General features: G+C 74.6%; 2 protein-coding genes. Both read left to right on the plus strand.

Annotated elements, in window-relative coordinates; translation table 11 throughout:
• The first annotated feature begins 345 nt into the window (after positions 1-345).
• On the plus strand, positions 346-11,325 hold the full coding sequence (locus AB0L89_RS26800; RefSeq protein ID WP_365145788.1) for a type I polyketide synthase: 10,980 nt from the start codon (positions 346-348) through the stop codon (positions 11,323-11,325).
• An 84-nt stretch (positions 11,326-11,409) separates the two neighbouring features.
• Positions 11,410-22,605: a type I polyketide synthase gene (locus tag AB0L89_RS26805; RefSeq protein ID WP_365145791.1), complete on the plus strand. Its 11,196-nt coding sequence runs from the start codon at positions 11,410-11,412 to the stop codon at positions 22,603-22,605.
• The last annotated feature ends 88 nt before the right edge of the window (positions 22,606-22,693 follow it).

Raw genomic sequence — 22,693 nt, forward strand, 5'->3', positions numbered from 1 at the left:
CTTGAATCCGTGGACCGTGACACGGTCATCATCTCGTGCTGCTCAGGGGGGCTTCCATGCATCCACTCGACACTTCTTTGGCATGTCAACGGCACTTCTTTGGCACGTCCTTGACGTCCTGGACCAGCGGGAACGCCTTGTGACCCCCGTCACATTGTCACTCTCGTTAGCGGTGTGGCAGAGTTGATGTACGCATTTGAACTGATCTGTTTTCTCGGCGAATTGAAAAAAACGCACAGTTTCTCCGGGAGTTACTTCCGGGTAGAAATTGCCTGTCGGCGTCATCGGCCGATGGATATGCGGGGCGACTTCGACGAATCCAAAAGATCCAGCGGGGGTTCAATCTTGTCCAGGGCTGCTCGGTCGGCGCAGCACGGTGATGGCAACCAGATCGCGGTGGTGGGGCTCTCCTGCCGACTGCCGCAGGCCGGTTCCGTCGCCCAGTTACGAGAGCTCCTCCTCGACGGAGTGGACGCGGTGGGTCCGGTTCCGGACGGGCGTTGGCCTCAACGCCCCGCCGACGACGCGCAGTTAACGTCCGAGCGCGCCGGATTCCTCGACCGCATCGATCAGTTCGACGCCGACTTCTTCGGCATCTCGCCGCGCGAAGCCGCGGCCATGGACCCCCAGCAGCGCCTCGCGCTCGAACTCGGCTGGGAACTCCTGGAGAACGGCGGCATCACCCCCGACCGTCTGACGGGACGGCGCGCCGGTGTCTTCGTCGGCGCGATGAGTGACGACTACGCCACCCTCACCCGGCAGCGCAGCTCCGCAGCCGTCTCGCACCACACCCTCGCCGGTCTCCAGCGCAGCATGATCGCGAACCGGCTCTCCTACCTCCTCGGGGTCAACGGCCCCAGCCTGACCGTCGATTCGGGCCAGTCCTCCTCCCTCGTCGCCGTGCACATGGCCTGCCAGAGCCTGCGCGCCGGGGAGTGCGAGGTCGCCCTCGCCGGCGGCGTGAACCTGAACCTCACCTTCGACGGCACCCTGACCGTCTCGCGCTTCGGCGGACTCTCGCCCGACGGCCGCTGCTACACCTTCGACTCCCGCGCCAACGGCTACGTCCGCGGCGAGGGCGGCGGTTTCGTCCTGCTCAAGCCGCTGGCCCGGGCGCTGGAGGACGGCGACCACATCCACGGCGTCCTGCGCGGCAGCGCCGTCAACAACGACGGCGGCGGCGACAGCCTCACCACCCCCAGCCGGCAGGCCCAGGAGGACGTGCTCCGCCGCGCCCACGAAGCCGCGGACGTACGCCCCGAGGACGTCCAGTACGTCGAACTCCACGGCACCGGCACCGCCGTCGGCGACCCCATCGAGGCGGCGGCGCTCGCCGCGGTCCTCGGCGCCACCCGCCCGGCGGACGCACCGCTGCGGGTCGGCTCGGTCAAGACGAATGTCGGCCACCTGGAGGGTGCCGCGGGCATCGTCGGCCTGATCAAGGTGCTGCTCTCGCTCGAAGCGGGAGCGCTCCCGCCGAGCCTCAACTTCGAGACGCCCAACCCCGCCATCCCGCTCGACGACTGGCACCTCCAGGTCAACACCGAGCGCTCGCCCTGGCCGCGGCCGGAGACTTCGCTGGTGGCGGGCGTGTCGTCGTTCGGTTTGGGCGGTACGAACGCGCATGTGATCGTGGAGCAGGCTCCTGAGGTCGATTCCGTTCCGGCGGTGAGTGCGGCCGGGGCCGGTCCTGCGGGTGTGGTGGCTGGTTCCGGTGTGGTGCCGTGGGTGCTGTCGGGCCGGTCGGCCGCGGGTCTGCAGGGGCAGGCGGAGCGGCTGCGGGAGTTCGTGACGACGGCCGCCGAGACCTCGTCGATCGCCGATCTGGCCTGGTCGCTGGTGTCGTCGCGGGCGAGTCTTGAGCACCGTGCGGTGGTGCTGGGTTCGGATCGTGCGGAGTTGCTGGCGGCGTTGGAGGCCGTGGCGGCGGGTGAGCCTGCCGAGGGTGTGGTTTCCGGTGTGCGAGGCGACGAGGCCGATGGTGTCGTGTTCGTGTTCCCGGGTCAGGGTTCGCAGTGGGCGGGCATGGCGACCGGACTCCTGGACTCCTCGCCGGTGTTCGCGCAGCGCTTCGTCCAGTGCGCCGCCGCGCTGGCGCCCCACATCGACTGGTCCCCCGAGGATGTCCTGCGGCAGCGGGACGGCGCGCCGTCCCTGGACCGCGTGGACGTGGTCCAGCCGATGCTGTGGGCCGTGATGGTCTCGCTGGCCGAGGTGTGGCGTGCGCACGGCGTGCGGCCCTCGGCCGTGGTGGGGCACTCCCAGGGCGAGATCGCGGCCGCCGCGGTCGCGGGTGTGCTCTCCCTGGACGACGCGGCGCGGATCGTGGCGCTGCGCAGCCAGTTGATCGGGCGTGAGCTGGCGGGTCAGGGCGGGATGGTGTCCGTCCCGGTCGGGCGAGAGGTGGCCGAGGGGCTCATCGAGCCGTGGGCCGGTCGGATCAGTGTGGCCACGATCAATGGCCCGCAGTCGACGGTGGTCGCGGGTGAGGCGGGGGCGCTCGATGAACTGATGGCCGCGTGTGAACGCGACGGGGTCAACGCCCGCCGGATCCCGGTGGACTATGGCTCGCACACCCCGCAGGTCGAGCTGCTGAAGGACGCCCTCCTTGAGCTGGCCGCTCCGGTGACGCCGCGCTCCGGTGACGTACCGATGTATTCGACCGTGACCGCCGAGCTGCTGGCGGACGGTACGGCCGACGCGGAGTACTGGTTCCGGAATCTGCGGCAGCCGGTGCGTTTCCTGGACACCGTGCGGGAGTTGATCGCCGCGGGTCACACGACCTTCGTCGAGGTCAGCCCGCATCCGGTGCTGACCTCGCCGGTCGAGGAGACCGGCGAGTCGGTCGGTGTGGACGTCTTCGCGGGCGGCACGCTGCGCCGTGACCAGGGCGACGGCCGCCGCTTCCTCACCTCGCTCGCCGCGCTCTGGACACACGGCGGCACCCCCGACTGGACCGAGGTGTTCGCCGGGACCGGCGCGCGCCGCGTCGAGCTGCCCACGTACGCCTTCCAGCGCCGCCGCCACTGGCTGGACGGCGAGGTCACGGCCCCCGACGCCGTGGCGGCCCCGGCGGCCGACGAGCCGGCCGCCGCGCACGACGACGGCGCCGACGGCACGCGGGACGTCGGGCACGCCGTACGCGCCCAGACGGCCGCCGTGCTGGGGCACGGCGCGCCGGAGGAGATCGACGCCCGGCGCTCGTTCAAGGACCTCGGCTTCGACTCGATCATGCTGGGCGACCTGCGCGGACGGCTCAACACCGTGCTGGGCGGGCGGCTCACCATGGCCACCCTCTTCTCGCACCCGTCCCCGGCCCGGCTGACGGGACACCTGGAGTCCATACGCGGCGGCGACGGCCCCACCGCGGCCGTCGCCGTGCGCGCAGCGGGACACGACGGCGCGGCGGACGACGACGACCTCATCGCCATCGTCTCCATGAGCTGCCGCCTGCCCGGCGGCGTGGCCTCGCCCGAGGACCTGTGGCGGCTCGTCACCTCCGGCCAGGACGCCATCACGCCCTTCCCCGACGACCGAGGCTGGGACCTGGAGCGGCTCCTGAGCCCCGACGGCCAGGGCCGGGTCACCACCGGAACCGGCGGGTTCATCGACCGCGTCACCGACTTCGACCCGCGCTTCTTCGGCATCTCGCCGCGCGAGGCGCTCGCCATGGACCCCCAGCAGCGCCTCCTCCTGGAGACCTCCTGGGAGCTCCTGGAGCGTGCGGGCATCGACCCGGACGAGCTGCGCGGGACCAGGACCGGCGTCTTCGTCGGCACGATGGACCAGGAGTACGGCCCCCGGCTGCACGAGGCGCCCGAGACCCTCGACGGCCTGATGCTCACCGGCAAGACCACCAGCGTCGCCTCGGGCCGCATCGCCTACGTCCTCGGCCTGACCGGACCCGCGCTCACCATCGACACCGCGTGCTCGTCCTCGCTGGTGGCGCTGCACCTGGCCGTGGAGTCCCTGCGGCGCGGCGAGTGCTCGATGGCGCTCGCCGGCGGGGCCACCGTCCTGTCGACGCCCGGCATCTACACCGAACTCACCAGCCAGCAGGGGCTCGCGCAGGACGGCCGCTGCAAGGCCTTCGCCGCGGCCGCCGACGGCACCGGCTTCTCCGAGGGCGCCGGCATGCTGCTCGTCGAGCGGCTCGCGGACGCCCGCCGCAACGGCCACCGCGTCCTCGCGGTCGTCCGCGGCTCCGCGATCAACCAGGACGGCGCCTCCAACGGCCTCACCGCGCCCAACGGCCTCTCGCAGCAGCAGGTCATCCGCGACGCCTGGACGCGCGCCGGTCTCACCTCCGCCGACGTGGACATGCTGGAGGCCCACGGCACCGGCACCGCGCTCGGCGACCCCATCGAGGCCGAGGCGCTGCTCGCCACGTACGGCCAGGACCGGCCCGATGACCGGCCGCTGCTGCTCGGCTCCCTCAAGTCCAACATCGGCCACACCCAGGCCGCCGCGGGCGTCGCGGGCGTCATCAAGTCCGTGCTCGCCATCCGGCACGGCCTGGTCCCGCGCACCCTGCACGTCGACGGCCCGACCCCGGAGGTCGACTGGACCGCGGGCGCGGTGCGGCTCGCCACCGAGAGCACCCCGTGGCCCGGCACCGACACGGTCCGGCGGGCCGGTGTCTCCTCCTTCGGCATCAGCGGCACCAACGCCCACGTGATCCTCGAACAGGCACCCGCGCACACCCCGGCCCCCGCCGAGGCGGCACCCGCGCCCGCCGCACGGCCCCGTGCGGGCGGCGCGCTGCCCTGGGTCGTCTCCGGCCGCACGGCGGCGGGACTGCGCGCCCAGGCCGCGCGGCTGCGGGAGTTCGCCGCCGACAGCGCCGTGACGGACGAGGAGCTGGGCCGCGCCCTGGCCACCACCCGGTCGGCGCTGGAGCACCGCGCCGTCGTCGTCGCCGACGACCGGGAGACCTTCCTGGCCGGACTCGACGCCCTGGCCACGGGGGAGTCCGCCCCGCACGTCCTCACCGGCAGGGCGCCCGACGCCCCCGGCGACCTCGTCTTCGTCTTCCCCGGGCAGGGGCACCAGTGGGCGGGCATGACCGCCGAACTGATGGCCGCCTCACCGGTGTTCGCCGACTCCATGCGCCGCTGCGCCGAGGTGCTCTCCGCCGAGGTCGACTGGAATCTGCTCGACATCGTGCGCGACGCCACGGTCCTGGAGAGCGTGGACGTCCTCCAGCCCGTGCTGTGGGCCGTCATGATCTCGCTCGCCGAGGTCTGGCGCTCCGTCGGCGTGCTGCCCACGGCCGTCGTCGGCCACTCCCAGGGAGAGCTGGCCGCGGCCTGCTTCTCCGGTGCGCTCTCGCTCGCCGACGGCGCCCGGCTCGTGGTGCTGCGCAGCAGGCTCGCCGCGGCCGAACTGGACTGCAGCGGCGGGCTGCTCACGCTCTCCGCGCCCGTCGACCGGGTCGAGGAGATGCTCGCGGGACGCGAGGGCATCTGGATCGCCGCCGCCAACAGCCCCGGCTCCACCGTGGTCGGCGGTCTCCCCGAGGTCCTCGCCGAGGTGCGCGAGGAGGCCGAGCGGGCCGAGCTGCGCCCGCGGGTCGTCCCCGCGACCTTCGCCTCCCACACCCCCGTGGTCGAGGCGCTCAAGGAGCCGCTGCTCGAAGGCGCCGCCCCGGTCCGCCCGCGCACCGGCACCATCCCGATGTACTCGACCGTCACCACCGAGCCGATCGACGGCGCGGAACTGGACGCCCAGTACTGGTACGACAACCTGCGCCGCCCGGTCCGCTTCCAGGACACCGTCGAGAACATGCTCGACGCGGGCAAGCGGGTCTTCCTGGAGATCAGCGCCCACCCGGTGCTGACCGCCCCGCTGCAGTCCGTCGGGCACGCCGCCGAGCGCGACATCCTCTGCGCCGGCACGCTCCGCCGCGAGCAGGGCGGCGTCGGCCAGTTCCTCACCAACCTCGGGCAGCTGTGGATCCGCGGCGTCCGCCCCGACTGGACCGCGCTGTTCGCCCCCGCCGCCGACGAGCCCGTCGAACTGCCCACGTACGCCTTCCAGCGCGAGCGCTACTGGCTCGCGCCCTCGGCCGCCGGCGCCCCGGTGCTCGTGGAGCTGCCCTCCGCGCCGGTCACCGAACCGGTCGACGGCTTCCGGCAGAAGGTCTTCGACGCCCCCACCGACACCCAGCGGCTGCGTGTCGTCCTGGACGAGGTGTGCGGCCAGGCCGCGGCCGTTCTCGGCTGGTCCTCGGCGCAGGAGGTCGAGGTCAACCGGGCGTTCCGCGAGGCGGGCTTCGACTCGCTGACCGCCGTGGACCTGCGCAACCGGCTGACCATCGCGACCGGGCAGACCCTCGCGCCGACCGCCGTGTTCGACTACCCGACCCCGCAGCTGCTCGCCGAGCACCTGCGCGACCGCGTCCTCGGCGGGGACGCCCCGCAGGCCCCGGCCGACGAGGCCGCCGCGGCCGTCGCCGCCCGGATCGCCCGCACGGCGTCCGGCGACGACCCCATCGCGATCGTCGCCACCAGCTGCCGCTTCCCCGGCGACGTGCGCTCGCCCGAGGACCTGTGGCGGATGCTGCACGACGGGCAGGACGCCATCAGCGGCCTCCCGGACAACCGCGGCTGGGACCTCGACGCGCTCTACGACCCGGACTCCACGCGGGCGGGCACCAGCTACGTCGACCAGGGCGGATTCCTGCACGACGCGGGCCAGTTCGACGCGTCCTTCTTCGGCATCTCGCCGCGCGAGGCCGTCGCCATGGACCCGCAGCAGCGCCTCCTCCTGGAGACCTCCTGGGAGGCCATGGAGCGCGCGGGCCTCGACCCGGCGTCGCTGCGCGGCAGCAGGACCGGCGTGTTCGTCGGCATCGTCCCGCACGGCTACGGCACCGACGCCGCCAACGCCCAGGACTCCGGCGGATACCTGTTCACCGGCGCGGCGGGCAGTGTGGCCTCCGGCCGCATCTCGTACAGCTTCGGGCTGACCGGCCCGGCGGTGACGGTGGACACGGCGTGCTCGTCCTCGCTGGTGGCGCTGCACCTGGCGGTGCAGGCACTGCGGCAGGGCGAGTGCACGATGGCGTTCGCCGCCGGTGTCACCGTCATGTCGACGCCGGGCGTCTTCACCGAGTTCAGCCAGAACCGCGGGCTCGCCCCCGACGGCCGCTGCAAGCCCTTCGCTGCGGCGGCGGACGGCACGTCCTGGGGCGAGGGCGTCGGCGTCCTCCTCCTGGAGCCGCTGTCCCAGGCCCGGCGCAACGGCCACGAGGTCCTCGCCGTGATCCGCGGTTCGGCCGTCAACCAGGACGGCGCGTCCAACGGCCTGACCGCGCCCAACGGCCCCTCCCAGCAGCGGGTCATCCGGCAGGCCCTCGCCAACGCCGGGCTCACCGCGTCCGACGTGGACGTGGTGGACGCGCACGGCACGGGCACGACGCTCGGCGACCCGATCGAGGCGCAGGCGCTGCTGGCCACCTACGGCCAGGACCGCCCCGCCGACCGGCCGCTGCTGCTCGGCTCGCTGAAGTCGAACATCGGCCACACCTCCGCGGTCGCGGGCGTCGCCAGTGTCATCAAGATGGTCGAGTCGATGCGCCACGGCGCGGTGCCCAAGACGCTGCACGTCGACGGGCCGAGCCCGCACGTGGACTGGACGTCGGGCGCGGTGGAGCTGGTGACCGAGGAGCGTCCGTGGCCGGAGACGGGCCGGGCGCGCCGCGCCGGTGTCTCGTCGTTCGGCGTGAGCGGCACGAACGCGCACGTGATCGTGGAGCAGGCCCCGGTGGAGGAGCAGGCTCCGGTCCGCTCCGTGACCGGTGAGGGCCCGGCCGGACCGGCCGGTGGTGGTGGTGTGGTGCCGTGGGTCGTCTCGGGCCGGTCGGCCGACGGGCTGCGGGGCCAGGCCGCGCGGCTGCGCGCGTACGTGGCCGCGTCCGCCGACCTGTCGATCGCGGACGTGGGCTGGTCGCTGGCGTCCTCGCGGGCGGGTCTGGAGCACCGCGCGGTGCTGCTGGGCGCCGACCACGAGGAACTCCTCACCGCCCTGAAGGCTCTGGAGGAGGGCGAGCCCGCGGCCGGTGTGGTGTCGGGCGTGGCCTCCGAAGGCGCCTCGGACGTGGTGTTCGTCTTCCCCGGCCAGGGTTCGCAGTGGGCGGGCATGGCGACCGAACTCCTCGACTCCTCCGCGGTGTTCGCGGAGCGGTTCGGCGAGTGCGCCGCCGCGCTGGCGCCCCACATCGACTGGACTCCTGAGGACGTCCTGCGGGAGCGGGACGGCGCGCCGTCCCTGGACCGCGTCGACGTGATCCAGCCCATGCTGTGGGCCGTGATGGTCTCGCTGGCCTCGGTCTGGCGTGCCAACGGGATCAAGCCGGCTGCCGTGGTCGGTCATTCGCAGGGCGAGCTGGCGGCCGCCGTGGTCGCCGGTGTGCTGTCGATCGAGGACGCGGCGCGCATCGTGGCGCTGCGCAGCCAGCTGATCGGGCGTGAACTGGCCGGTCAGGGCGGGATGGTCTCCGTACCGATCGGACAGGAGGCGGCCGAGCAGCTCATCGAACCGTGGGCCGGCCGGATCAGCGTCGCCACGATCAACGGTCCGCAGTCGACAGTGGTCGCCGGTGAGGCGGCGGCCCTCGACGAACTGATGGCCGTGTGCGAGCGCGACGGTGTGCGGGCCCGCCGGATCCCGGTGGACTACGGCTCGCACACCCCCCAGGTCGAGCTGCTGAAGGACGCGCTGTTGGAGCTGGCCGCGCCGGTGACGCCGCGTGCGGGCGACGTACCCATGTACTCGACCGTCACGGGCGAACTCCTCGCGGACGGCGCCGCGGACGCCGAGTACTGGTACCGCAACCTGCGCGAGCCCGTCCGCTTCCTCGACACCGTCCGGGCCCTGATGGAGACCGGGCACACCACCTTCGTCGAGTCGAGCCCCCACCCCGTCCTGACGTACGCCATCGCGGACGCCGGAGAGGCCGCGGCCACCGACGTCACCGTGGTCGGCACCCTGCGCCGCGACGAGGGCGGCCCGCAGCGCCTCCTGGCCTCCCTGGCCGAGCTGTGGGTCCGGGGCATCGCCCCCGACTGGCGGGCGGTGTTCGCCGCCAGCGGCGCCCGCCGCGTGGACCTTCCCACGTACGCCTTCCAGACCCGGCACTACTGGTTCGACACCGCGCAGGTCCGCCCCGCGACGGCCGCGGACCCGCACTCCGCCTTCTGGGACGTCGTCGAGCGCGAGGACCTGGAAGGACTGGCCAGGACCCTGCGCCTGGACGAGACGCCGACCGGACTCACCACCGTCCTGCCCGCGCTGTCCGCCTGGCACAAGCGGCACGCCGAGGCGAGCGCCCTGGACTCGTGGCGCTACCGGGCGCACTGGAAGTCGCTCCCCGGCGGCGCCAGGAGCACCCTGACCGGCACCTGGCTGCTGGCCGTCACCCCGGAACAGCTCGACGGCCCGCTGTACGAGACGGTGGCCACGGTGCTGCGCGCCCAGGGCGCCGAGGCCGAACCGCTCGTGGCGGACGGATCCGGCGACGGCGCGCGTCCCTGGGCGGACGCCCTCGCGGCGCACCCCGGCGCGGCCGGTGTCCTGTCGCTGCTCGCCCTGGACGAGACGCCCCTCACGGACGCGTCCGCCGTCCCCGCCGGATACGCCGCGAACCTCGCGCTGCTCCAGGAGCTGGAGGCCGCCGACGCGGACGCCGCGCTCTGGTGCGTCACGAGCGGAGCGGTGTCCACCGGCGACCGCGACCCGCTCGCCAGTCCCGCCCAGGCCCTGGTCTGGGGCCTCGGCAGGGTCGCCGCGCAGGAGCTGCCCGCCCGCTGGGGCGGTCTGGTGGACCTGCCGCGGGAGCCGGACGACCGCGCCCTCGCACGGCTGTGCGCGGTGCTCGCGGGCGACGCCGACGAGGACCAGGTCGCGGTCCGCGCCACGGGTACGTACGGCCGACGGCTCGTCCGCGCGCCCCTCGGCGACGCGGCGGCCGACGACTGGACCCCCGGCCGGGGCACCGTCCTGATCACCGGCGGCACCGGCGCGCTCGGCGGCCAGGTCGCCCGTCGCCTCGCCGCCCGGGGCGCCGAACACCTGCTGCTCGTCAGCAGGCAGGGCGACACGGCCCCCGGCGCCGCCGAGCTGACGGCCGAGCTGGTCGCGGCGGGCAGCCGCGTCACCGTCGCCGCCTGCGACGTGGCCGACGCGGACGCCCTGCGCGAGCTGCTGGCCGACGTGCCCGACGACTGCCCGCTCACGATGGTCGTGCACACCGCGGCCGTGCTGGACGACGGCGCGCTGAGCACGCTGACGCCCGAGCAGCTCGACCGGGTGCTGCGGGTCAAGGCGGGCGGCGCGTGGCGCCTCCACGAGCTGACCCGGGACCTGGACCTCTCCGCCTTCGTGCTGTTCTCGTCGCTGGCCGGCACCGTCGGCATGGCGGGCCAGGGCAACTACGCCCCCGGCAACGCCTACCTCGACGCCCTCGCCCAGCACCGCCGCGCACAGGGCCTCGTCGCCACCTCGGTGGCCTGGGGCTCCTGGGCCCAGGGCGGCATGGCGGGACTCGACGCGGTGGGGGAGACCAGCACCCGGCACGGCGTACCCCTGCTGCGGCCCGAGCGCGCCACCGTCGCCCTGGAGGCGGCGCTGGCGAACGGCGACACCAGCCTGGTGATCGCCGACATCGACTGGGAGCGGTTCGCGCACGCCTACACCGCGACGCGGCCCAGCCGGCTGCTCGACGAACTGCCCGACGCCCGTGCCGTCCTCACCGCGGACGAGCCCACGGAGGACACCGCCGCGGGCGCTCTGCCCGAGCGCCTCGCCGCGCTCGCGCCGGCCGAGCGCGAGCGGCAGCTCCGCGAGGTCGTCCGGGCCCAGGTGGCGGCCGTCCTCGGCCACGACTCGGTGGAGACGGTGGAGCTCCGGCGCCGGTTCCTCGAACTCGGTCTGGACTCCGTCACCGCCGTCGAACTGCGCAACCGTCTCAACGTCGCGACGGGACTGCGCCTGCCCACCACCGTCATCTTCGACTACCCGACCGTCACGGAGCTCGTGCGCCACCTCGGCACCGAACTCTTCGACGACGAAGGGCCGGCCGCGGACCCCGCGGATGGCACGGCGCCCGGCACGGCCGAACTCGACCGCATCGAAGCGCTGTTGACCCGACTGCCCGACGGCGACCCCAACAGAACCGAGATGGCCGGACGGCTGCGGCAACTGCTGCGCGCCGCCACCGGCACGGCTCCCGACGGCGACGACGCCGTCGACGCCGAGGACCTCGAATCCGCAAGCAACGACGAGATCTTCGACTACATCGGCAAAGAGTTCGGGATCTCCTGAACCCCCTGCTCACGTCGCGGCTCTGACCGGCGCCCTCCCGCGGGCGCACGCACACTTCCGTCTCACCCTCGGGGGCACGCAAGCATGGATGACGCCAAGAAGCTCCGCTACTACCTGACCCGGGTCACGGCCGAGCTGAAGGAGACCCAGTCGCGGCTGCAGGCCGCGGAGTCGGCGGGCAGCGAGCCGGTGGCGATCGTCGGCATGAGCTGCCGCTTCCCCGGCGGCGTGGCCTCGCCCGAGGACCTGTGGCGGCTGCTGTCCGAGGGCGGCGACGCCATCACCGGGCTGCCGGAGGACCGCGGCTGGGACCCGGCCTCGCTCATCGACGTGACGGGCGAGCGTCCCGGCTCGTCGTACGTCGCCGAGGGCGGATTCCTGCACGAGGCAGGGGAGTTCGACGCTTCCTTCTTCGGCATATCGCCGCGCGAGGCGCTCGCGATGGACCCGCAGCAGCGACTCCTCCTGGAGACCTCCTGGGAGCTTTTCGAGCGCTCCGGCATCTCCGCGGACGCCCTGGAGGGCAGCAGGACCGGTGTCTTCATCGGCTCCAGCTTCCGCGACTACGGCAGCAGGCTGCCCGCGATCCCCGAAGAGGTCGAGGGCCACGCCATGACCGGCACCGCGGGCAGCGTGGCCTCGGGCCGCATCGCCTACAGCTTCGGTCTGACCGGCCCCGCCGTGACGGTGGACACGGCCTGCTCCTCCTCGCTGGTCGCGCTGCACCTGGCGGTGCAGGCGCTGCGGCAGGGCGAGTGCACGATGGCGCTCGCCGGCGGTGTCGCGATCATGTCGACGCCCGACCTGTTCACGGAGTTCAGCCGCCAGCAGGGTCTTGCGCGCGACGGCCGCTCCAAGGCGTTCGCCGCCGCCGCCGACGGCATGAGCGCCTCCGAGGGCGTCGGTCTGCTGCTGGTCGAGCGCCTCTCGGACGCGCGCCGCAACGGCCACCAGGTCCTCGCCGTGATCCGTGGCACCGCCGTCAACCAGGACGGCGCCTCCAGCGGTCTGACCGCGCCCAACGGTCCCGCGCAGCAGCGCGTCATCCGCCAGGCCCTGACGAGCGCCGGCCTCGCGTCGTCCGACGTGGACGTGGTGGAGGCGCACGGCACGGGCACGGCCCTGGGCGACCCGATCGAGGCGCAGGCGCTCCTTGCGACGTACGGCCAGGACCGTCCCGAGGACCGCCCCCTGCTGCTCGGCTCCCTCAAGTCCAACATCGGCCACACGCAGGCCGCCGCCGGTGTCGCCAGCGTCATCAAGATGGTCGAGTCGATGCGGCACGGCGCCGTGCCGAAGACGCTGCACGTCGACGAGCCGACGCCGCACGTCGACTGGGCGTCGGGCGCCGTGGAGCTGGCGACCGAGGAGCGTCCGTGGCCGGAGACCGGCCGGGTGCGCCGCGCCGGTGTCTCGTCGTTCGGCGTGAGCGGTACGAACGCGCACGTGATCGTGGAGCAGGCTCCTGAGGCCGAGTCCGCTCCGGCCGTGAGTGCGGCTGAGGCCGGTCCTGCGGGTGTGGTGGCCGGTTCCGGTGTGGTGCCGTGGGTGCTGTCGGGCCGGTCGGCCGCGGGTCTGCAGGGGCAGGCGGAGCGGCTGCGTGATTTCGTCGCCACTGCCGACACCTCGTCAACCAACGATCTGGCCTGGTCGTTGGTGTCGTCGCGGGCGGGTCTTGAGCACCGTGCGGTGGTGCTGGGTTCGGATCGTGCGGAGTTGCTGGCGGCGTTGGAGGCCGTGGCGGCGGGGGAGCCCGCCGAGGGTGTGGTCTCGGGTGTGCGGGCCGATGAGGCCGATGGTGTCGTGTTCGTGTTCCCGGGTCAGGGTTCGCAGTGGGCGGGCATGGCGACCGAACTCCTGGACTCCTCGCCGGTGTTCGCGCAGCGCTTCGTCCAGTGCGCCGCCGCGCTCGCGCCCCACATCGACTGGGTGCCCGCGGACGTCCTGCGGCAGGAGCCGAGCGCCCCGTCGCTGGACCGCGTGGACGTCATCCAGCCCATGCTGTGGGCCGTGATGGTCTCCCTCGGCGAGCTGTGGCGTGCCAACGGGGTCAAGCCGGCTGCCGTGGTGGGTCATTCGCAGGGTGAGCTGGCGGCCGCGGTGGTCGCCGGTGTGCTGTCGATCGAGGACGCGGCGCGCATTGTGGCGCTGCGCAGCCAGTTGATCGGGCGTGAGCTGGCGGGTCAGGGCGGGATGGTGTCCGTCCCGGTCGGGCGAGAGGTGGCCGAGGGGCTCATCGAGCCGTGGGCCGGTCGGGTCAGTGTGGCCACGATCAATGGTCCGCAGTCGACGGTGGTCGCCGGTGAGGCGGCGGCGCTGGACGAGCTGATGGCCGCGTGCGAGCGCGATGGGGTCAACGCCCGCCGGATCCCGGTGGACTACGGCTCGCACACCCCGCAGGTCGAGCTGCTGAGGGACGCGCTGTTGGAGCTGGCCGCGCCGGTGACGCCGCGCTCCGGTGACGTACCGATGTACTCGACCGTGACCGCCGAGCTGCTCGCGGACGGGGTGGCCGACGCGGACTACTGGTACCGCAACCTGCGCGAGCCCGTCCGCTTCCTGGACACCGTGCGGGAGTTGATCGCCGCGGGTCACACGACCTTCGTCGAGGTCAGCCCGCATCCGGTGCTGACCTCCCCGGTCGAGGAGACCGGCGAGTCGGTGGGTGTGGACGTCTTCGCGGGCGGCACGCTGCGCCGTGACCAGGGCGACGGCCGCCGCTTCCTCACCTCGCTCGCCGCCCTGTGGGCGCGGGGCGTGGAGCCCGACTGGCAGGCGGTGTTCGCCGGGACCGGCGCGCGCCGCGTCGAGCTGCCCACGTACGCCTTCCAGCACCGCCACTACTGGCTGGACGGCGCGGCGGGCACCGCGGAGGTCTCCGGGGCCGGTCTCGCCGCGCTCGGCCACCCGCTGCTGGCCGCCGGCATCGCCCTCGCGGACGGCGAAGGACACATATCCACCGGCCGCATATCGCTGCACACCCACCCCTGGCTCGCCGACCACGCCGTCATGGGCCGGGCGCTGGTGCCGGGCGCCGCCGTGCTGGAACTCATGCTGCGCGCGGGCGAGGGCGTCGGCGCCGAGCAGTTGGACGAACTCGTGCTGCACGCCCCGCTGGCCGTGCCGGGCGGCGACGCCGTGGCCGACCTCCAGGTCGCCGTGGACGCCCCCGACGAGCAGGGCAGGCGCGCCGTGCGGCTGCACTCCCGGACCGTGCGCCCGGGGCAGGAGGACGACGGCGCCGAGTGGATCTGCCACGCCGAGGGCCTCCTGACCGCCGCGCCCGCCGAGGAGCGCGGCACCGCCGACACAGCCTGGCCGCCGGCCGGTGCCGAGTCCGTGGACATCGACGGGCTCTACGACCGCCTCGCGGCCACCGGCTACGGCTACGGACCCGTCTTCCAGGGCATCCGCGCGGTCTGGCGGCGCGGCGACGAGCTGTTCGCCGAGGTCGCGCTGCCGGAGGGCGCCGAGCGGGACGCCGGGCGCTTCGGGGTGCACCCCGCGCTCGTCGACGCCGCGCTCCAGACCCGCCTGGTGACCCTCCTGGAGGGCGAGGGCGAGCGCCTCATGCCGTTCTCGTTCGCCGGGGCCCGCCTGCACGCCACCGGGGCCACCACGGCGCGCGTCCAGCTGACGCCGACGGGCGCCGAGACCCTCGCGGTGCGGCTGACCGACCACACCGGACTGCCCGTCCTCACCATCGACGCGCTCACCTCGCGCCCGCTGACCGCCGACGCGGTCGCAGGTCAGCGGGTGGACTCGCTGTACGAGGTCAACTGGACGCCGTTCGCGGGCGGTTCGGAAGACAACGATGCCTTCGGCCCTTCGGCCGTCCTCGGTGACACGCTGCCGGGCCTGGACCTGCCGCGCCACGACGACCTCGCCGCGCTCGCCGAGAGCGTCCGCGCGGGCGGCCCGGTGCCGACGACCGTGTTCCTGGCCTGCCCCGCGCCGGCCGACACGGACACCCCGGCCGCCGTCCGCGCACTCCTCGCCGCGACCCTCGCCACCGCACAGGAGTGGCTCGACCTGCCCGAGCTCGCGGAGGCCCGGCTCGCCGTGGTGACCCGCGGCGGCGCGGCCGTCGCGCCGGGCGAGCGCCCCGAGCCCGCGCACGCGGCCGTGCGGGGCCTGCTGCGCACCGCGCACACCGAGAACCCCGACCGCTTCCTGCTGGCCGACCTGGACGGCGACCCGGCGTCCGCGGCCGCCCTGCCCGCCGCCGTCGCCGGTGCGGTCGCCGCGGCCGAGTCCGCGCTCGCGATCCGCTCCGGCGCGGTGTCCGTGCCCCGTCTCGGCCGGGTCGCCCCCGCCGACGCGGGCACCCTGGCGCTTCCCCCGGCCGAGGCCTGGGGCGTGGACCTGGACACGGCGGGCACCCTGGACGGGCTGCGCCTCGCCGAGGCCCCGCGCTCCGCCGAGCCGCTTGCGGACGGCCGCGTACGGGTCGCCGTGCGTGCCACGGGCGTCAACTTCCGCGACGTACTGGTGGCGTTGGGCGTCGTCCCGAACACCGAGGCGCTGTTCGGCAGCGAGGGCGCGGGCGTCGTCACCGAGGTGGGCCCGGGCGTCACCGGGTTCCAGGTGGGCGACCGCGTCATGGGCCTGCTGTCCGGTTCGTACGCGGGACCCGCCGCGATCGCCGACAGCCGCATGCTCGTCCCGATGCCCGCCCACTGGTCGTTCGCCCAGGCGGCGTCCGTGCCCGCGGCGTTCCTGACCGCCTACTACGCGCTCGTCGACCTCGCCGAGCTGCGCGAGGGCGAGTCGCTCCTCGTGCACGCCGCCGCCGGCGGCGTCGGCATGGCCGCCGTGCAGCTCGCCCGCCACCTCGGCGCCGAGGTGTACGCGACGGCGAGCGAGCCCAAGTGGCCCACCGTGCGCGCCACCGGCGTCGAGGCCGACCGCCTCGCCTCCTCGCGCAGCCTCGACTTCGCCGACCGCTTCCTCGCGCGGAGCGAGGGGCGCGGCGTCGACGTCGTCCTCAACAGCCTGGCCCGCGAGTACGTCGACGCCTCGCTGCGACTGCTGCCGCGCGGCGGCCGGTTCGTCGAGATGGGCAAGACCGACATCCGCGACGCCGACGAGATCGCCGCCGCCCACGGCGGCGTGCGCTACCGCGCCTTCGACCTCGGCGAGGCCGGCGCCGACCGCCTCGGCGAGATGCTCACGCACCTGGCCGGCCTCTTCGCCCGCGGCGAGCTCGCCCCGCTGCCGGTCACCGCGTGGGACACCCGCCAGGTGCCGCAGGCCTTCCGCCACATGAGCCAGGCCCGCCACACCGGCAAGGTCGTCCTCACCAACGCGCGCCCGGCCCTCGACGGCACCGTCCTGGTCACCGGCGGCACCGGCCTGATCGGCTCCGCCGTCGCCCGCCACCTGGTCACCGGACACGGCGTCACCGACCTGGTGCTCACCAGCCGCCGCGGCCAGGACGCCCCCGGCGCCCGCGAACTCGCCGCCGAACTCACCGGACTCGGCGCCACCGTGCGCGTCGAGGCCTGCGACGCCGCCGACCGCGCCGCCCTCGGCACGCTCCTGGACGGCATCGACGGTCTCGCCGGCGTCGTGCACGCCGCGGGCGCCCTCGACGACGGCATCGTCTCCGCCCTCACGCCCGAGCGCCTGGACACCGTGCTGCGCCCCAAGCTGGACGCCGCGTGGCACCTGCACGAGCTCACCCGCGACCGCGACCTGGCGCTGTTCGTCCTCTTCTCCTCGGCCGCCGGTGCCCTCGGCTCCGCGGGCCAGGGCGGCTACGCGGCGGCGAACTCCTTCCTCGACGCCCTCGCCGAGGAGCGCCGCGCCCAGGGCCTGCCCGCGCACTCCCTGGCCTGGGGGCTGTGGGCCGACCGCAGCGCCATGACCGGCACGCTGGGCACCGCCGACCTCGACCGGATGCGCCGCATCGGCATCCGCCCGCTCACCACGGACGAGGGCCTCGCCCTGTTCGACGCGGCGGTGCGCCTGCCGTACCCGTACACCGTCCCCGTCCGCCTCGACGTGGCCGCGCTGCGCGAACAGCGGCCCCCGGCCCCGCTGTTCCGCGCCCTCGTGCGCACCACGGCCAAGCGCGCCGCCGCCAACTCCCCGGCGGGCGGCGGCGACGGGCTGCGCGAGCGGCTCGCCGCGCTGGCCCCTGCCGACCGCGACCGCGCCCTCACCGACCTCGTGCGCACCCAGGCCGCGGTCGTCCTCGGACACGGCGGCGCCGACGCGGTGGAGACCGACCGGGCCTTCCGCGACATGGGCTTCGACTCGCTGACCGCCGTCGAACTGCGCAACCGCATCGGCTCCGCCACCGGCCTGCGGCTGCCCGTGACCGCCGTCTTCGACCACCCGACCCCGGTCGCGCTCGCGGCCGAGATCGGCGCGCGGCTCGGCGTGGACGCCGGCGCAGCGCCGGACCGCGCGGTCCCGCTCGCCGCACCGGCCGCCGCCGGCGCGGGCGACGACGACCCGATCGCGATCGTCGGCATGAGCTGCCGCTTCCCCGGCGGCGTCGACTCGCCCGAGGCGCTGTGGCGGCTGCTCACCGACGAGCGCGACGCCATGGGCGACTACCCCACCGACCGCGGCTGGGACTCCGTCGACCTGCACAACCCCGAGTCCCCGGACCTGCACTTCGCCAAGGTCGGCGGATTCCTGCACGACATGGCGGACTTCGACCCCGGCTTCTTCGGGATGTCGCCCCGCGAGGCCCAGGCGACCGACCCGCAGCAGCGGCTGCTCCTGGAGGCCACCTGGGAGGCGCTGGAGCGCGCCGGCATCGACCCCGGCACGCTGCGCTCCACCCCGACCGGCATCTTCACCGGCCTCATCTACAACGACTACGCCGCGCGCTTCCCCGACCTGCTCAGCGGCTACGAGGGCTACCTCGGCAACGGCAGCGCCAACAGCGTCGCCTCCGGCCGCATCGCCTACACGCTGGGCCTGGAGGGCCCCGCGATCACCGTCGACACGGCGTGCTCGTCCTCCCTGGTGGCCCTGCACCAGGCCGCGCACTCCCTGCGCAACGGCGACTGCACGCTGGCCGTCGCCGGTGGTGTCACCGTCATGTCGACCCCGCGCCCGATGGTGGAGTTCAGCCGGATCAGCGGCCTCTCGCCCGACGGCCGCTGCAAGGCGTTCTCCGCCGAGGCCAACGGCATGGGCTTCGCCGAGGGCGTCGGCATGGTCGTCGTCGAGCGGCTCTCCGAGGCCCGCCGCAACGGCCACCCGGTCCTCGCCGTGCTGCGCGGCTCCGCCCTCAACCAGGACGGCGCCTCCAACGGCCTGACCGCGCCCAGCGGCCCCGCCCAGCAGCGCGTCATCCGCCAGGCGCTCGCCAACGCCGGGCTCACCGCCGCCGACGTCGACGCCGTCGAGGCCCACGGCACGGGCACCCCGCTGGGCGACCCCATCGAGGGCCAGGCGCTGCTCGCCACCTACGGTCAGGACCGCCCCGAGGAGCGCCCGCTGCTGCTCGGCTCGGTGAAGTCCAACATCGGCCACACCCAGGCGGCGGCCGGTGTCGCGGGCGTCATCAAGATGGTGCTCGCCCTGCGCCACGGCGTCGTACCGCGCACCCTGCACGTCGACGACCCCACCCCGCACATCGAGTGGGGCTCCGCGGGCGTGCGCCTCGCCGACGCGAGCGTGCCGTGGCCCGAGACGGGCCGCCCGCGCCGGGCCGCCGTCTCCTCCTTCGGCATCAGCGGCACCAACGCCCACATCATCCTCGAACACGCCCCCGAGGCGGCGCCCGAGGCCGGCCCCGACACCGGCGCCCCCCTGCCCTGGGTGATCTCCGCCAAGAGCGCGGAGAGCCTGCGCGAGCAGGCCACCAAGCTGCACGCCCACGTGAGCGCCGGCTCGGCCGCCGCCGTCGACGTGGCCCGCTCGCTGCTGACCACACGGGCGCGCTTCGACCACCGTGCCGTCGTCATCGGCCGTGACCGCGACGAACTCCTGGACCGCCTGGCCGCGTTCGGCCGCGGCGAGGAGCCGGCCGGTGTCATCCAGGGCACCGCCGCACGCGACACCCGGACCGCGTTCGTCTTCCCCGGCCAGGGTTCGCAGTGGGCGGGCATGGCGACCGAACTCCTCGACTCCTCCGCCGTGTTCGCGGGGCGGTTCGGCGAGTGCGCGGCCGCGCTGTCGCCGCACATCGACTGGGTGCCCGCGGACGTGCTGCGCGAGCGGGAGGGCGCACCGTCCCTGGACCGCGTGGACGTGATCCAGCCGATGCTGTGGGCGGTCATGGTCTCGCTGGCCGAGGTGTGGCGTGCGCACGGGGTCAAGCCCGCTGCCGTGGTGGGTCATTCGCAGGGTGAGCTGGCGGCCGCGGTGGTCGCCGGTGTGCTGTCGATCGAGGACGCGGCGCGGATCGTGGCGCTGCGCAGCCAGTTGATCGGGCGTGAGCTGGCGGGTCAGGGCGGGATGGTGTCCGTACCGATCGGCGAGGACGCCGCGGAAGAACTGATCGAGCCGTGGGCCGGTCGGATCAGTGTGGCCACGATCAACGGTCCGCAGTCGACGGTGGTCGCCGGTGAGGCGGCGGCGCTGGACGAGCTGATGGCCGCGTGCGAGCGCGACGGTGTGCGGGCCCGCCGGATCCCGGTGGACTACGGCTCCCACACCCCGCAGGTCGAGCTGCTGAAGGACGCCCTCCTTGAGCTGGCCGCTCCCGTCACCCCGCGCCCGGCCGACGTACCCATGTACTCGACCGTCACCGCCGAACTGCTCGCGGACGGTGTGGCGGACGCCGAGTACTGGTACCGCAACCTGCGCGAGCCCGTCCGCTTCCAGCAGACCGCGCAGGCGCTGGCCGACGCGGGCCACGGCGTCTTCGTCGAGGTCAGCCCCCACCCCGTGCTGACCAACGGCATCGCCGACAGCCTGGCGGACCTCGCGGCCGAGCCCGTGGTCGCCGGCACCCTGCGGCGCGACGACGGCGGCCACGCCCGGCTGCTGACCGCGCTCGCCGAACTGTTCGTGGCCGGCGCCCCCGTGGACTGGTCGGGCACGCTCGACGGCGGCCGGACCGTGGACCTGCCCACCTACGCCTTCGCCCGCCAGCGCTACTGGCTGGACGCGCCCGCGCCCGCCAAGGGCACCGCGGCACCCGGCGTCGACGGCGCGTTCTGGACGGCGGTCGACGGCGGCGACACCGAAGAGGTCGCCTCCGCGCTCGGCGTCGCCGACGACTCCGTGCGCTCCTCGCTCGCCACCGTCCTGCCCGCGCTCTCCGCCTGGCACAGCAGGCAGCGCGAGGAGTCCGCCGTGGACGCCTGGCGCTACGGCATCGAGTGGACGCCCGTCCAGGACACCAAGGCCCGCCTGTCGGGCACCTGGCTGCTCGCCGTCCCCGAGGAGCACGCCGACGACCCGGCCGTGCACCTCGTCGCCGCGGGCGTCGAGCGCCGCGGCGGCTCGGTCCGGCCCGTCCTGCTCCCCGCGGAGACGGCCGACGACGCCGGTACCGCGTACGCCGAGGAGATCGCCGCACGACTGCGCGCCGTCGAAGGACACGAACAGGCCGCCGGCGTCCTGGCGCTGACCGGCCGCGACGAGGAGTCCCACCCGGCGCACCCGGGCGTCCCCGTCGGCTTCACCCGCACCCTCGGCCTGATCCAGGCGCTGGCCGCCACCGCCGTCACCGCGCCCGTGTGGTGCGTGACCAGCGGCGCCGTCACCACCGGTGGCGAGAGCGAACTCACCGGACCCCGGCAGGCGATGGTGTGGGGCCTCGGCCGGGTCGCGGCCCAGGAGTACCCCGACCGCTGGGGCGGCCTCGTCGACCTGCCCGCCGACCCCGCCGACCAGGACATCGACCGGCTGTGCGCGCTGCTCACCGGCGAGTCCGGCGAGGACCAGCTCGCGGTACGCCCCTCCGGCGTCCGCGCCAGGAGGCTGGTGCGCACCGCCGCCGAGGCGGGCCGTGCCGGTGCCTGGCCGACCCCGAAGGGCACCGTCCTGATCACCGGCGGCACCGGCGCGCTCGGCGGCCACCTCGCCCGGTGGCTCGCGGAGCGCGGCGCCGAGCACCTGCTGCTCCTGAGCCGCAGCGGCGAACGGGCCGAGGGCGCCGCCGAGCTGCGGGCCGAACTGACCGCGGCGGGCGCCGGGGTGACCATCCTGTCCTGCGACGCGGGCGACCGCGACGCGCTGGCGGCCGTGCTCGCCGGCATCCCCGCCGAGCGCCCGCTGACCGCGGTCTTCCACACCGCGGCCGCCCTGGACGACGGCCCGCTGGAGACGCTGACCGTCCCCCGCGTGGCCGCCGCGCTCCGCTCCAAGGCCGGTGCCGCCTGGAACCTCCACGAGCTGACCGCCGACGCGGACCTGTCGGCGTTCGTGCTCTTCTCCTCCACCGCGGGCACCTTCGGCGCCGCGGGCCAGGGCAACTACGCGCCCGGCAACGCCTACCTGGACGCCCTCGCCTGGTACCGCAGGGCGCAGGGCCGGGTGGCGACGTCCATCGGCTGGGGCGCGTGGGACCAGGGCGGCATGGCGGAGAAGGACGCCGTCGCCGACCTGCGCCGCAGGCACGGGGTGCCGCTCATGTCCCCGCGGCGCGCGACCCTCGCCATGGAGCGGGCGCTGTCCGGCGACGACACCTTCGTGGTGCTCGCGGACATCGAGTGGGAGAAGTTCCAGCTCGCCTACACCGCCGCACGCCCCAGCCCCCTGCTGTACGGCCTCGCGGAGGTCGCCCGCCCGCAGGAGGCGGCCGCCGACCGGCCGGGCTCCGGCGGCGGACAGGCGGGCCCCGCGCTCGCCGAGCGCCTGCGCGGCCTGGCCCGCAAGGAGCAGGAGCGCGTGCTGCGCGAGGCCGTCCGCACCCACGCCGCCGCCGTGCTCGGCCACGACGGCGCCGAATCGGTGCCGCTCGCCCGGCCGTTCGGCGAGCTCGGGCTCGACTCGGTCACCGCCGTGGAGCTGCGCAACCGGCTCGGCGGCGCCGTCGGCCACAAGCTGCCCGCGGGCCTCATCTTCGACTACCCGACGGTCGCCGACCTCGTCGCCTACCTGCACGACCTGCTGTGCGGCGACGAGACCTCCACCAGCAGCCCGCTGCTGGCCGAACTGGACCGGCTCGACGTGGAGTTGGCCACCCTGCGCGACGACGACCCCGCCCGGGGCGAGGTGGCGGAGCGGCTGGAGAAGCTGCTGCGCCGCGTCAGCCCCGACTCGGTCGTCACCTCGGGCGGCGGGGCGCAGGGCTGGGACCTGGGCGCCGCGTCCCAGGACGAAGTGTTCGCAATGATCGACGAAGAGCTGGGGGAGTCGTGATCCGGACCGGCCGGGCGCCCTGCGCGCCCGCCCCGCTGACCCAGCCCGGAACCACGTCTGCCGATCCCGTTAGTGCACAGAAGGATGG

Origin of the sequence: Streptomyces sp. NPDC052114 (assembly GCF_040680155.1) — a bacterium.
Classification (GTDB): Bacteria; Actinomycetota; Actinomycetes; order Streptomycetales; family Streptomycetaceae; genus Streptomyces.

Bases quoted from the DNA above. Each gene is read 5' to 3' on its own strand.
- AB0L89_RS26805 (WP_365145791.1), top strand. From the start codon at position 11,410: ATGGATGACGCCAAGAAGCTCCGCTACTACCTGACCCGGGTCACGGCC.